Raw genomic sequence first — 13,313 nt, 5'->3', positions numbered from 1 at the left:
AATGATTTTATTTGTGGATAACTAGCATTTTAGATCCCAGCTTGTCCCCTGTTTAGATCGGGTTCTGCTAACAAGATCTGATCTGATCTAAGTGAATGATCCAATTCATAAAAAATGACTTATCTACAGATCAAGGTGATCCTAATAGTAGATCTAATAAAAGATCTTTAAAGAAAGATCTTATATATATATTTATAGAGATCCCTTATAGATCTAATTCTGATCTAAGCATTCCCTTATCGACGCTTAACCAGTAAAATGCTGCACCCTTTGGGGATCTGGCAGGTTTGAGGTATTAAGAAATGTTCTATAAACAACAATACGACGTAATAGTAATCGGTGGTGGTCATGCTGGTACCGAAGCTGCTGCAGCTGCAGCCCGTATGGGACAAAACACTTTATTACTTACTCACAACATTGAAACTCTGGGTCAAATGTCTTGTAATCCCGCTATTGGGGGGATTGGTAAAGGCCATCTAGTGAAAGAAATAGATGCCTTGGGTGGTTTAATGGCTCAAGCAAGCGATTTAGCCGGGATCCAATTTAGAACACTTAATTCTTCCAAAGGACCAGCAGTTCGAGCGACTCGTGCTCAAGCCGATCGAATGCTTTATCGAGCCGCGATCCGACATCGCTTAGAAAACCAAAAAAATCTGACGATCTTCCAACAAGCTTGTGATGATTTGATCGTAGAAAACGATCAAGTGGTTGGTGTTGTTACCCAAATGGGATTGCGCTTACGTGCTCGCAGTGTCGTGTTAACCGTAGGTACTTTTTTAGGTGGTATGATCCACATCGGCCTAAATCATCACTCCGGTGGTCGTGCAGGCGATCCACCATCGATTGCACTAGCACAACGCTTACGTGAATTACCTCTCCGAGTCGATCGTCTAAAAACCGGCACCCCTCCTCGTATTGACGCTCGTAGCATTGACTTCTCGGTCATGCAGCCTCAACCAGGTGATAATCCGACGCCGGTATTTTCGTTCATTGGTCAAGCCAGCGATCATCCGCAACAGATCCCTTGTTATATCACCCATACCAATCAAGCAACGCATGACATTATCCGTGGTGGTCTTGACCGTAGCCCAATGTTTACCGGCGTAATTGAAGGTGTAGGGCCACGTTACTGTCCTTCAATTGAAGATAAAGTAACTCGTTTTGCCGATAAAAGTTCTCATCAGATCTTTATTGAACCAGAAGGGCTAACAACCCATGAAGTTTATCCTAATGGGATCTCAACCAGCTTACCCTTCGATATACAGGTTGATTTAGTTCATTCAATGAAAGGTTTAGAAAATGCCCATATCACCCGTCCAGGATACGCCATTGAATATGACTTTTTTGATCCTCGAGATTTAAAACAAAGCTTAGAAAACAAATACTTAAAAGGATTATTCTTTGCCGGTCAAATTAATGGGACAACTGGTTATGAAGAAGCTGGTGCGCAAGGCTTAATTGCTGGCGCAAATGCTGCGTTATTTGCTCAAGGTTTAGATAGTTGGGCGCCACGTCGCGATCAAGCTTATATGGGCGTACTAATTGACGACTTAGCAACTTTAGGCACCAAAGAACCTTACCGGATGTTTACCAGCCGAGCCGAATATCGTTTATTATTGCGCGAAGATAATGCAGATGTACGTTTAACCGAACAGGGCCATCAACTCGGCTTGGTTGATGAACATCGTTGGCAGTTATTTAATATCAAAATGGAAGCCGTTGAATTAGAACGCCAACGATTAAAAGATACTTGGGTACACACCAATTCAATCCAATTAGATCAATTAAACCCTTTATTGAAAAATCCGATTACTCGTGAACATTCTTTAGAAGAATTGATCCGTCGCCCTGAACTCAGTTATGAGAAATTAATGGGGATTGAAGGTTTTGGTCCCGGTTTAGCCCAACAAGATGCGGCCGAGCAAGTAGAAATTCAAATCAAGTATGCGGGATACATCAAGCGTCAACTTGAAGAAATTAAGAAAACCCAAAAACACGAAAATACGCTTTTACCGCTCGATCTCGATTTTTCAAAAATTAGTGGGCTATCCAATGAAGTTGTTGCTAAATTGACCAATGCACGACCTGAAACCATTGGCAAAGCAGCGCGAATTTCGGGGGTTACACCGGCGGCGGTTTCATTATTATTAGTTTATTTGAAAAAACACGACTTAGCGCGTAAGTCGGCTTAGGATGATCGGGTGCTAAAATCACGTCTTGTAGGCCTATTGGCCCAAACTCAGTTACAACTGACAGAATTACAAATAGAACAATTGGTTTGTTTGGTTGAACAACTCGATAAGTGGAATAAGGCTTATAATCTCACTTCAGTGAGAGATCCCATGGAAATGTTAGTTAAACACATCTTAGATAGTTTAGTGGTTAGTCCTCACTTACAGGGGAAACGCTTTATTGATGTAGGGACCGGTCCGGGATTACCTGGCTTACCCTTAGCAATCATTAATCCAGATAAGCAGTTTGTTTTACTCGACAGTTTAGGTAAGCGAATCACCTTTATTCGTCAGGTATGCCATTTACTGAAGCTAAAAAATGTGACTGCGGTGCAAAGCCGGGTCGAAAATTATCAACAAAACCTAGAATTTGATGGTGTAATAAGCAGAGCCTTTGCTTCTTTGCACGATATGTTGAACTGGTGTTCTCACTTACCTGCAAATAATGGTAAATTCTATGCCTTAAAGGGCTTAGTGCCCGAACAAGAGCTAGAAAGTTTACCTGAAGGTTGCCATTTACACCGTATTGAAAGTTTAACGGTTCCCGAACTTGAAGGTCAGCGACATCTAGTTATTATTGATAAAACCAATTCTTAGGCGAAAATATTGTGGGTAGAGTGATTGCGGTAGCCAACCAAAAAGGTGGCGTAGGGAAAACAACCACTAGCGTGAATTTAGCAGCCTCAATGGCAGCCACTAAACGTAAAGTATTGTTAATCGACCTTGACCCACAAGGCAATGCAACCATGGGCAGCGGTGTTGATAAATATGATGCACCAAAAACAGCCTATGAATTGTTGATTGACGAAGAGCCGATCGAACAGGTCGTAATTAAAGAAACCAGTGGTTTTTTCGATTTAATTGCCGCGAATTCAGATGTGACCGCCACTGAAATTAAACTCATGGAATTTTTTGCCCGGGAAGTCCGTTTACGTAATGCATTAGCTCCTGTGCGTGATTATTACGACTATATTTTTATCGATTGTCCGCCTTCATTAAACATGCTCACCGTGAATGCAATGGCAGCTGCTGATTCAGTATTAGTCCCAATGCAATGCGAATATTACGCATTAGAAGGTTTAACTGCCCTGGTTGACACTATCAGTAAGTTGGCCTCGGTAGTGAATCCTGATTTAAAAGTAGAAGGTATTCTACGTACCATGTTTGATCCACGTAATCGCTTAGGTTCTGATGTTAGTGATCAGCTTAAACAACATTTTGGTAAAAAAGTTTACCGTACAGTGATCCCTCGAAACGTACGTTTAGCCGAAGCGCCTAGCTTTGGTAAACCAGCCATGTATTATGATAAAACATCAAGTGGTTCTAAGGCTTACCTTGCATTGGCCGGAGAGATTATTCGTCGCCATGAAGAAGAAGCACAAACGATGGCCCTGGATTAATGAGTATGGATAAAGACATGTCAGCGAGAAAACGCGGTTTAGGTAAAGGTTTAGATTTATTACTAAGTACCAGTAATAATGCTCGTCAACGTCAGGTTGAAGAAGATACGAAAGCCGATACTAACCAACAAACTGTCGATGATAATCGTGGTGATTTACGTCGTTTACCCATCGAATTGTTGCGGCCAGGTAAATATCAACCTCGTAAAGATATGTCAGCGGAAGCCCTGGAAGAATTAGCGCATTCCATCGAAGCGCAAGGGGTGATTCAACCGATTGTAGTTCGTGCAGTCGGTGACAATCAGTTTGAAATTATCGCCGGTGAGCGCCGCTGGCGAGCCTCGCAACAAATTCATTTACATGAAGTTCCATGTTTAATTAAAAATGTGAGTGATGAAAACGCGGTTGCTATTTCCTTAATTGAAAATATTCAACGTGAAGATCTGAATGCTATGGAAGAAGCGGTGGCCTTAGACCGTTTAATGAATGAGTTTGAACTGACTCATCAACAAGTGGCTGATGCGGTTGGTAAATCTCGTACCACAGTGACCAATTTATTACGTTTAAATAGTCTCGATGCCGATGTGAAAATTCTGTTAGAGCATGGCGATATAGAAATGGGCCATGCTCGTGCGCTATTAGCCTTAACGGGAGAAGTTCAGGCTGAAACCGCGCGTAGTGTTGCTGCTAAAGGTTTAACAGTTCGTGATACAGAAAAATTAGTGAAGGCGGTTCTCAATCCCAAAGAACCAAAGGCACCTGCTAAGGTCGATCCCGATATTAGTCTTTTAGAACAACGAATTAGTGAGCGTTTGGGGGCAGGGGTAAAGATCCAGCAAAATAAAAAAGGCCAAGGAAAACTAGTGATCGACTATGCTAGCTTAGATGAGTTAGATGCTATTTTGGGGCTTTTCATCGACTCGGATGAAACACTTTAGTTTTTATAAACTAATTTGTGCCACAAGTCTTTGATCTTGGTTACCTATGTTGCATATTTAAAACACTATATTTCACCTTTAGCTGACCAAACTATCTGGTTTGTAACATAAAAATTAACAATAACCATATTTTGTTTATATAAGCTGTTACGAATTAGTGAATTGAACGCGGCTTCTGATTGCAAAACCAGACTTTCAACGTATAATCATTAGGCTTTTTAGCAAGCCTATTCGCCCTAGTCTGGGCTTTAGGTTTAACGTAAAACACTAGTAGAGGTCGAGAATGTCTGGTTCTTTAACATCTGCAATTCGTCGCAAGGCGCTTTATTATGTTATTTTTCAGACGAGTTTTGTCGTATTACTAACGCTAAACAGTGGTTTCTTTTTTAATAAGGATATTGCTATTTCTGTGTTACTCGGAGGTATAATCTTCTTACTACCCAATAGCTTATTTACGCTGATGGCGTTTCGGTTTGTCGGTGCAACTAAGCAAAAACAAGTAGTAACAAGTTTTTATCTAGGGGAAGTCGTAAAACTATCTCTTATTGCCATATTGTTTGTACTGGTCTTTACCCTGCTTAAGGTGGAGCCCCTCGCTCTACTGCTCGGTTTTGTTCTCAGTAGTTTAACGCAATGGACCGCCTCTATTTTTTTGACTAAGAAAAATAGGATGATAAATGGCTGCTGAATCTGTTACAGGTTATATCCAGCATCACCTGACTAATGCACAAATGTGCGTGGCCGAAACTGGTGGCCTCGCGTTTAACCATGGGTGTCATGAAGCAGGGTTCTGGACATTTAACGTTGATTCACTCCTAATATCAGTTGTCTTGGGGGTTCTGTTCTTATTTGTTTTTTATAGAACGGGACAAAAAGCAACATCTGGCGTTCCCGGAAAGTTTCAATGTTTTATCGAAATTCTCGTGGAATTTGTTGATGGCTCGGTACGAGATGCTTTTCATCGTAGCGATAAAGTCATTGCGCCAATTGGTTTAACCATCTTCGTTTGGGTTTTCCTCATGAACCTGATGGACTTAATCCCTGTTGATTTTCTTCCTCAAGCCGCCGCTCAAGCAGGCATACCATACTCTAAAATTGTACCCACTACTGATTTAAACATTACTCTTGGCATGGCCTTGGTAGTGTTTGTATTGATACTTTTTTACAGTATTAAAGTGAAAGGTGTGAGTGGATTTGTAAAAGAACTTACTTTACAACCATTTAATCACTGGGCTTTTATTCCTTTTAACTTTTTATTGGAATCGGTCACTTTGTTGGCTAAGCCATTTTCGCTGGCGCTGCGTTTGTTCGGTAACCTGTATGCGGGTGAATTGATCTTTATTATTATTGCCGCCCTTGTTCCATTTTGGGCTCAGTGGGCTTTGTCAGTTCCATGGGCAATATTCCATATTTTGATCATTGTGCTTCAAGCGTTTATTTTCATGATGCTAACCATTGTTTACTTAGCTTTGGCTCATGAAGATCATTAATTAATTAAATTAGAACTACCTAACACATATATATTGGAGATAATTATGGAAACTGTTGTTGGTTTAACTGCTATAGCGGCTGCACTACTAATCGGTTTAGGTGCTTTGGGTACTGCGATTGGTTTTGGTCTGCTTGGTGGTAAATTCCTTGAAGCAGCGGCTCGTCAACCTGAGCTAGCGTCTACCCTACAAACCAAAATGTTTATTGTTGCCGGTCTTCTTGATGCGATCGCAATGATTGGTGTAGGTATCGCGCTATTCTTCGTTTTCGCTAACCCGTTTATTGGCTTATTGGGTTAATCCTTCGATTCCTTAACTTAGGGAGGTGTCGTTGTGAATATCAATGCAACATTACTTGGACAAGCGATCGCATTCGCATTTTTTTGTTGGTTTTGCGTTAAATACGTATGGCCGCCATTAATTGATGCGATTGAAGCTCGTCAGAAGAAAATTGCGGATGGATTAGCTGATGCTGATCGTGCGGGTAAAGATCTTAAATTAGCGCAAGCTAATGCTTCTGAACAAATGAAAGAAGCAAAGGTTGAGGCCGCAGGTATTATCGACAGAGCTAACAAACGTAAAGTTCAAATTATCGACGAAGCAAAAGAGTTGGCTAACGTTGAGCGTGAGAAAATTATCGCTCATGGAAACGCTGAAGTTGAAGCTGAACGCAATCGTGCTCGTGAAGAATTACGTGCGCAAGTGGCTGCTTTAGCCATCGCTGGTGCTGAAAAAATTATTCAGCATTCTATCGACAAAGAAGTTAGCAAGCAGATTGTTGACAAACTAGTCGCTGAGCTGAAATAAAGGGATAAAAGGTAGAGCTTATGGCTGATTTAACCACCATTGCTCGTCCCTACGCTAAAGCTGCGTTTGATTTTGCCATTGAGCATAAAGCCTTAGAAGAGTGGACGAATATGTTAGCTTTTGTCGCCGAAGTGGCGGTGAATGAACATGTATCTGTTCAGTTAAAAAGGCAATCGGTAGAGACCTTGGTAGATTTATTTACCACTGTTTGTGCTGGGCAGCTTGATGAGCATGGCCTTAACTTCTTGAAGTTAATGGCACAAAATGGCCGTTTACAGGCGTTGCCTGCTGTGTTAGCGCTGTTCTTAGGATATAAAGCCGAATTGGCTAAAGAGATAACCGCCGAGGTTGTTTCTGCTTCTGAGTTAGATGCCGCGCAGCAAGCGCAAATTAGTGCTTCCTTAGAGCAGCGCTTGTCGCGCAAAGTGAAGCTTAACTGTAGTGTCGATGCCTCACTGTTGGCTGGCTTGTATATTCAAGCTGGTGATCTGGTGATTGATGGCTCCGTAAAAGGGCAATTGGCAAAACTATCTAATACACTACAAGCGTAATTGGGGAATAGAGCATGCAACTGAATTCCACTGAAATAAGCGATCTGATCAAGCAACGTATTGAACAGTTCGAAGTTGTCAGTGAAGCTCGTAACGAAGGTACTATCGTATCTGTTAGTGACGGTATTATTCGTATTAATGGTCTTGCTGATGTAATGCAAGGCGAAATGATTGAGCTTCCTGGTAGTCGTTATGCCATCGCATTAAACCTAGAGCGTGACTCTGTAGGTGCGGTTGTGATGGGACCTTATGCTGATTTAGCAGAAGGTGACAAAGTTAAAAGTTCTGGTCGTATTTTGGAAGTACCTGTAGGTCGTGGCCTACAAGGACGAGTCCTGAATACACTAGGTGAACCAATTGATGGTAAAGGACCTGTCGAACATGATGGATTCTCACCTATCGAAGTGATTGCACCTGGGGTGATGGAACGTAAGTCGGTCGATAAACCAGTTCAAACTGGTATTAAAGCGATTGATTCAATGATCCCAATTGGTCGTGGTCAACGTGAATTGATCATTGGTGACCGTCAAATTGGTAAAACGGCAATTGCGGTTGATGCCATCATTAACCAAAAACACTCCGGTATTAAATGTGTTTATGTGGCGATTGGCCAAAAAGCTTCAACTATCTCTAACGTTGTGCGTAAGTTAGAAGAGTTTGGCGCCATGGAATACACTACCATTGTTGCAGCCTCAGCGTCTGATTCAGCTGCATTACAATACCTAGCACCTTATGCAGGTTGTGCAATGGGTGAATACTACCGAGATCGCGGTGAAGATGCTTTGATCATCTATGATGATTTGTCGAAACAAGCGGTTGCTTATCGTCAAATTTCATTGTTATTGCGTCGTCCACCTGGCCGTGAAGCTTATCCTGGTGATGTATTCTATCTACACTCTCGTTTGCTAGAGCGCGCAGCTCAGGTTAATGAAAAATATGTGGAAGAGTTCACTAAAGGTGAAGTTAAAGGTCAATCGGGTTCATTAACGGCTTTGCCGATTATTGAAACTCAAGCCGGTGACGTATCAGCCTTCGTACCAACCAACGTAATTTCGATTACCGATGGACAAATCTTCTTGACTGGCCAGCTATTCAACTCTGGTACTCGTCCGGCGGTTGATCCTGGTATTTCGGTATCTCGTGTGGGTGGTGCAGCACAAACTAAGATTATCAAGAAACTGTCAGGTGGTATTCGTACTGCGCTTGCACAGTATCGTGAACTAGCAGCCTTTGCTCAGTTTGCATCTGATTTAGATGATGCAACGCGTAAGCAGTTAGACCATGGTCAGAAAGTAACTGAGTTAATGAAGCAGAAGCAATTCAGCCCATTGACTGTTGCTGAGCAAGCCTTAGGTTTATATGCTGCAGAGAAAGGTTTCTTGGCTGATATTGAAATCAATAAGATTGTTGATTTTGAAGGCGCATTGTTAGCTTATGCCAACAATGAATATGCCGATCTATTGGCGTCTATTAACCAGAAAGGCGATTACAACGATGAAATCGATGCTTCAATTAAGTCATTAATTGAAAGCTTTAAATCGACTCAAACTTGGTAATCTAAGCTGACGAATAGGAGCGAATAGATATGGCCGGCGCTAAAGAAATTAAAGGTAAGATTGCCAGTGTTAAAAACACTCAAAAAATTACCAAAGCGATGGAAATGGTTGCTGCTAGTAAAATGCGTCGTTCTCAAGACAGCATGCGAGGTAGCCGACCTTACGCAGTAGCTATGCGCAAAGTTATTGGTCATATCGCGTTAGGTAAACTCGAATATAAACATCCTTATGTTATAGAAAGAGAAACCAAACGTGTTGGTTATATCGTGGTGTCTACAGACCGTGGTCTTTGTGGCGGCTTAAACATTAACTTGTTTAAGAATGCCGTTACTGAGATTAAGCAGTGGAAAGAGAAAGGTGTGAGTGCTGATTTGGCCGTTATTGGCGGTAAAGCAACTTCTTTCTTTAACAGCCATGGTGGGAATGTATTGGCTCAAAACTCAGGTTTGGGCGATCACCCAACTGTCGATGAGTTGGTCGGTACCGTACAAGTGATGCTTGAAGCTTACAACGAAGGTAAGTTAGATCGCATCTATGTGGTATATAACAAGTTTGTTAATACCATGGTGCAAGAGCCCAAAATTGACCAATTATTGCCGCTGCCTAAAGCAGATGACCCAGAAATTGCGTCTCGCAGTTGGGACTATTTATATGAGCCAGGCGCCGAAGAAATTCTCGACGGTTTGTTGGTTCGTTATATCGAGTCTCAAGTTTATCAAGCGGTGGTTGAAAACCTCGCCTGTGAACAAGCTGCACGAATGGTTGCAATGAAAGCGGCAACCGATAACTCGGGTAACCTGATTGACGAACTACAGTTGATTTACAACAAAGAACGTCAAGCAGCAATTACTCAAGAATTGACTGAAATTTCTGCGGGGGCTGCAGCCGTTTAAGGCAAGGCATAAGCACAATATTTAGAGGAATCAACATGAGTAACGGTAACATCGTCCAAGTAATTGGCGCTGTTGTGGACGTTGAATTTCCACATGACAGTGTACCGAAGGTATACAATGCTCTAGAAGTTCAAGGTGAAGACTTAGTCCTTGAAGTTCAACAGCAAATTGGTGGTGGCGTAGTACGTTGTATCTGTATGGGTGCATCGGAAGGTATTCGCCGCGGCCTAGAAGTGGTTGATACTGGTGACGCGATTAAAGTACCTGTAGGTGAAGCCACCTTAGGTCGTATTATGAACGTTCTTGGTCATACCATCGACGGTAAAGGTGAAGTTGCGACAGAAGAGCGCTACAGAATTCACCGAGCTGCTCCTAGTTACGAAGAGCAGTCAAGTTCTAATGAATTATTAGAAACCGGCGTAAAAGTTATCGACTTAATTTGTCCATTCGCTAAGGGTGGTAAAATTGGTCTGTTTGGCGGTGCCGGTGTCGGTAAAACCGTAAACATGATGGAGTTAATCAACAACATTGCTAAAGCACACTCAGGTTTATCTGTGTTTGCTGGTGTTGGTGAGCGGACTCGTGAAGGTAATGACTTCTACTACGAGATGGAAGAAGCCGGGGTACTTGATAAAGTAGCCATGGTTTATGGTCAGATGAACGAGCCACCAGGAAACCGCCTACGGGTTGCGTTAACTGGTCTAACGATGGCTGAGAAGTTCCGTGACGAAGGGAAAGACGTACTGTTGTTTATTGACAACATTTACCGTTATACCCTAGCCGGTACCGAAGTATCTGCATTGCTGGGTCGTATGCCTTCTGCGGTAGGTTATCAGCCTACTTTGGCGGAAGAAATGGGTGTTCTTCAAGAGCGTATTACATCAACCAAGACTGGTTCGATTACTTCGATCCAAGCGGTTTATGTACCTGCGGATGACTTGACCGATCCATCGCCTGCTACCACCTTTGCTCACTTGGATGCAACGGTGACACTCAACCGTAGCATTGCGGCCATGGGTCTGTACCCTGCGATTGACCCATTGGATTCAAACTCTCGTCAGTTAGATCCTTTAGTGGTTGGTCAAGAGCACTATGAAGTTGCTCGTGGCGTGCAAGGTGTACTGCAACGCTATAAAGAATTAAAAGATATTATTGCAATTCTAGGTATGGACGAATTGTCTGAAGAAGACAAACAGACCGTAGCTCGAGCGCGTAAAATTGAAAAATTCTTAACGCAAGATTATCACGTAGCCGAAGTATTTACCGGTAACCCGGGTAAGCTTATTCCGCTTAAAGATACGATTCGTAGCTTTAAAGGCCTATTGGCTGGCGATTACGATGATATCCCAGAGCAAGCGTTCTTGTATGCTGGCGATATTGATGACGTGCTTGAGCGCGCCAAAAATATGTAAGCATCGCCAATTGGCGTAACAGGAGGCTAAAATGGCAGCGATGACAGTTCACTTGGATGTGGTAAGCGCGGAAAAGAAAATTTTTTCTGGTCGCGTCGAACACTTACGAGTAACCGGTGAAGAGGGTGAGTTAGGGGTGATGTTTGGTCACGCCCCATTACTGACTCCAATTAAGCCTGGTATGGTTCGCATGGTAAAACAGCACGGACACGAAGAGGTCATTTATATCTCGGGTGGTTTTTTGGAAGTACAACCAGGAAACGTGATCGTCTTAGCTGATACCGCGATTCGAGGCAGCGAACTCGATAAAGCCAAGGCCCAACAAGCTAAACACGCGGCAGAGGAAAGCATTAGCAATCCTAGCAGCGATATCGATTTTGCCAAAGCGCAGGTTGAATTAGCCAAAGCAATGGCGCAATTACGGGTTATCGAAATTCTCGGTAAAAACGTTAGATAGTTTAGTTTAAGTATAAAAAGGCGCTCATTGAGCGCCTTTTTTGTATTTTAAAGATGCAATATCAAGGGTGAATTCCAAAGTAAAGTGGTTTGGCTTACACTACTTTTGAAAAGACTCGTTTAAATTGAGCAAAGCTTACCGTTATGAAGGATAGATGATGAATTTTAGTGTAGTGATATTAGCCGCAGGAAAAGGCACACGGATGCGCTCAAGCTTGCCTAAGGTTTTGCATAAACTTGCTGATAAACCAATGGTACAACATGTTATTGATACCGCTAAACAACTAGAGCCGCAAACGATTCATTTAATCTATGGTCATGGTGGTGAGTTGATTCAACAGCAGATCCAAGATCCTCAGCTAAATTGGGTGGAGCAGGCAGAACAGTTAGGAACTGGTCATGCGATGCAGCAGGCAGCGCCGCATTTTGCCGCCAACCAGGCGGTGGTGATGTTATATGGTGATACTCCGCTGATTAGCCAACAAACCATCCAACGTTTAATTGAAGCTCTGCCAAAAGGCGGAATTGGCTTATTAACGGTGGATCTTGCCGACCCCACTGGCTATGGTCGAATTGTTCGGCAAAATGGAAGTGTTACCGCGATTGTTGAACATAAAGATGCCAGCCCAGAGCAGCTGGAGATTACTGAGGTGAACACTGGTGTGTTAGTTGCTAATAGCGATGACTTTAATCGTTGGTTAGCGCAATTGAGTAATGATAATGCGCAAGGTGAGTACTATGTGACTGATATTATCGAAATGGCGACTCAAGAAGGACATTTGGTACAAGCGGTACAACCAGACTCTGAAGTTGAAGTTCAAGGGGTAAATGATCGGGTACAGCTGAATCGTTTAGAGCGGGCTTATCAGTTTGCTCAAGCGGAGCGTTTATTAGCTGAAGGTCTTAGTTTGGCCGATGCCAATCGATTTGATTTGCGGGGTGAATTGAGCATGGGTCATGATTGCTTCATCGATATTAATGTGATTATCAAGGGTAAAGTGAGCCTGGGGAACAATGTCACCATTGAGTCAAATTGTATTTTAATTGATTGTGAAATCGGTGATAACGTCACCATTAAAGCCAACAGTATTATTGAGCAAGCGAGCCTTGCCGAAGATGCTTCGGCGGGACCATTTGCGCGGCTACGTCCTGGTGCAAAATTAAAACAAGATGCGCATGTTGGTAATTTTGTTGAAATGAAAAAATCAACCTTAGGTCAAGGTTCCAAGGCTGGGCATTTAACTTATCTTGGGGATACCATTGTTGGCGCTGGTGTGAATATTGGTGCAGGGACAATTACCTGTAATTATGATGGCGTGAATAAGTTTCAAACAATTATTGAAGATGGTGCCTTCATTGGCAGTGATACCCAGTTAGTTGCACCGGTTACGGTGGGTAAAAATGCCACCATTGGTGCAGGTTCAACCATTACCTGTAATGTAGATGCTGAAATGCTGGCTCTTTCTCGAACCAAACAACGAACTATTTCTGGTTGGCAGCGGCCAGTGAAAAAAGCCTGACTTTACTGATGTTATTATAAAAAGCGACCTTAGGTCGCTTTTTATGTTTTAGTCTCTAT

The 13,313-nt window shown here is 42.6% G+C and carries 14 protein-coding genes; all 14 read left to right on the top strand.

The window, feature by feature from the left end; genetic code table 11:
• Positions 1-302: 302 nt before the first annotated feature.
• The 14 genes from mnmG to glmU all read left to right on the top strand — a co-directional run bounded on the left by mnmG (position 303) and on the right by glmU (position 13,254).
• Positions 303-2,192 carry a tRNA uridine-5-carboxymethylaminomethyl(34) synthesis enzyme MnmG gene (gene mnmG / locus ACRRS0_RS22940; RefSeq protein WP_432455274.1) on the top strand — a complete coding sequence of 630 codons (1,890 nt, stop codon included), beginning with the start codon at positions 303-305 and terminating at the stop codon, positions 2,190-2,192.
• A gap of 9 nt (positions 2,193-2,201) precedes the next feature.
• The gene (rsmG, locus tag ACRRS0_RS22935; RefSeq protein WP_432455275.1) at positions 2,202-2,828 is read left to right on the top strand and encodes a 16S rRNA (guanine(527)-N(7))-methyltransferase RsmG; all 627 of its coding nucleotides are present in this window, start codon (positions 2,202-2,204) and stop codon (positions 2,826-2,828) included.
• 11 nt (positions 2,829-2,839) lie between these two features.
• A complete protein-coding gene (locus tag ACRRS0_RS22930) occupies positions 2,840-3,631 on the top strand; it encodes a ParA family protein (protein ID WP_432455276.1) in 792 nt (263 codons plus the stop codon).
• A gap of 17 nt (positions 3,632-3,648) precedes the next feature.
• A complete protein-coding gene (locus ACRRS0_RS22925) occupies positions 3,649-4,569 on the top strand; it encodes a ParB/RepB/Spo0J family partition protein (protein ID WP_432455277.1) in 921 nt (306 codons plus the stop codon).
• Positions 4,570-4,852: 283 nt separating this feature from the next.
• Positions 4,853-5,257, top strand: a complete 405-nt coding sequence (locus ACRRS0_RS22920; protein WP_432455278.1) for an ATP synthase subunit I — start codon at positions 4,853-4,855, stop codon at positions 5,255-5,257.
• Entirely contained in the window at positions 5,247-6,059 is an 813-nt protein-coding gene (gene atpB / locus ACRRS0_RS22915) for a F0F1 ATP synthase subunit A (RefSeq protein ID WP_432455279.1), read from the top strand. Before ACRRS0_RS22920 ends, atpB begins: the two co-directional genes overlap by 11 nt.
• Positions 6,060-6,104: 45 nt before the next feature.
• Entirely contained in the window at positions 6,105-6,359 is a 255-nt protein-coding gene (gene atpE, locus ACRRS0_RS22910; protein ID WP_432455280.1) for a F0F1 ATP synthase subunit C, read from the top strand.
• A gap of 33 nt (positions 6,360-6,392) precedes the next feature.
• Complete coding sequence (gene atpF / locus ACRRS0_RS22905; protein WP_432455281.1) at positions 6,393-6,866, top strand: F0F1 ATP synthase subunit B; 474 nt, start codon at positions 6,393-6,395, stop codon at positions 6,864-6,866.
• 20 nt (positions 6,867-6,886) lie between these two features.
• Positions 6,887-7,417: a F0F1 ATP synthase subunit delta gene (gene atpH / locus ACRRS0_RS22900; RefSeq protein WP_432455282.1), complete on the top strand. Its 531-nt coding sequence runs from the start codon at positions 6,887-6,889 to the stop codon at positions 7,415-7,417.
• 14 nt (positions 7,418-7,431) lie between these two features.
• Entirely contained in the window at positions 7,432-8,973 is a 1,542-nt protein-coding gene (atpA, locus tag ACRRS0_RS22895; protein WP_432455283.1) for a F0F1 ATP synthase subunit alpha, read from the top strand.
• Between the two features lie 29 nt (positions 8,974-9,002).
• A complete protein-coding gene (gene atpG / locus ACRRS0_RS22890; protein WP_432455284.1) occupies positions 9,003-9,866 on the top strand; it encodes a F0F1 ATP synthase subunit gamma in 864 nt (287 codons plus the stop codon).
• Positions 9,867-9,901: 35 nt separating this feature from the next.
• Entirely contained in the window at positions 9,902-11,278 is a 1,377-nt protein-coding gene (gene atpD / locus ACRRS0_RS22885) for a F0F1 ATP synthase subunit beta (RefSeq protein ID WP_432455285.1), read from the top strand.
• A gap of 31 nt (positions 11,279-11,309) precedes the next feature.
• Positions 11,310-11,735: a F0F1 ATP synthase subunit epsilon gene (locus ACRRS0_RS22880; protein ID WP_432455286.1), complete on the top strand. Its 426-nt coding sequence runs from the start codon at positions 11,310-11,312 to the stop codon at positions 11,733-11,735.
• A gap of 157 nt (positions 11,736-11,892) precedes the next feature.
• The gene (gene glmU / locus ACRRS0_RS22875; RefSeq protein WP_432456119.1) at positions 11,893-13,254 is read left to right on the top strand and encodes a bifunctional UDP-N-acetylglucosamine diphosphorylase/glucosamine-1-phosphate N-acetyltransferase GlmU; all 1,362 of its coding nucleotides are present in this window, start codon (positions 11,893-11,895) and stop codon (positions 13,252-13,254) included.
• Positions 13,255-13,313 lie beyond the last annotated feature (59 nt).

The sequence above is a fragment of the Agarivorans sp. QJM3NY_29 genome (assembly GCF_050870835.2).
Taxonomy (GTDB): Bacteria; Pseudomonadota; Gammaproteobacteria; order Enterobacterales; family Celerinatantimonadaceae; genus Agarivorans.
The sequence above is the reverse complement of the archived record's forward strand: the minus strand, read 5'-3'. Positions and strand labels throughout refer to the sequence as shown.

Coding starts and splice junctions, on each gene's coding strand:
- mnmG (WP_432455274.1), top strand. CDS start 303: ATGTTCTATAAACAACAATACGACGTAATAGTAATCGGTGGTGGTCAT.
- ACRRS0_RS22925 (WP_432455277.1), top strand. CDS start 3,649: ATGTCAGCGAGAAAACGCGGTTTAGGTAAAGGTTTAGATTTATTACTA.
- ACRRS0_RS22920 (WP_432455278.1), top strand. CDS start 4,853: ATGTCTGGTTCTTTAACATCTGCAATTCGTCGCAAGGCGCTTTATTAT.
- atpB (WP_432455279.1), top strand. CDS start 5,247: ATGGCTGCTGAATCTGTTACAGGTTATATCCAGCATCACCTGACTAAT.
- atpE (WP_432455280.1), top strand. CDS start 6,105: ATGGAAACTGTTGTTGGTTTAACTGCTATAGCGGCTGCACTACTAATC.
- atpH (WP_432455282.1), top strand. CDS start 6,887: ATGGCTGATTTAACCACCATTGCTCGTCCCTACGCTAAAGCTGCGTTT.
- atpA (WP_432455283.1), top strand. CDS start 7,432: ATGCAACTGAATTCCACTGAAATAAGCGATCTGATCAAGCAACGTATT.
- atpG (WP_432455284.1), top strand. CDS start 9,003: ATGGCCGGCGCTAAAGAAATTAAAGGTAAGATTGCCAGTGTTAAAAAC.
- atpD (WP_432455285.1), top strand. CDS start 9,902: ATGAGTAACGGTAACATCGTCCAAGTAATTGGCGCTGTTGTGGACGTT.
- ACRRS0_RS22880 (WP_432455286.1), top strand. CDS start 11,310: ATGGCAGCGATGACAGTTCACTTGGATGTGGTAAGCGCGGAAAAGAAA.
- glmU (WP_432456119.1), top strand. CDS start 11,893: ATGAATTTTAGTGTAGTGATATTAGCCGCAGGAAAAGGCACACGGATG.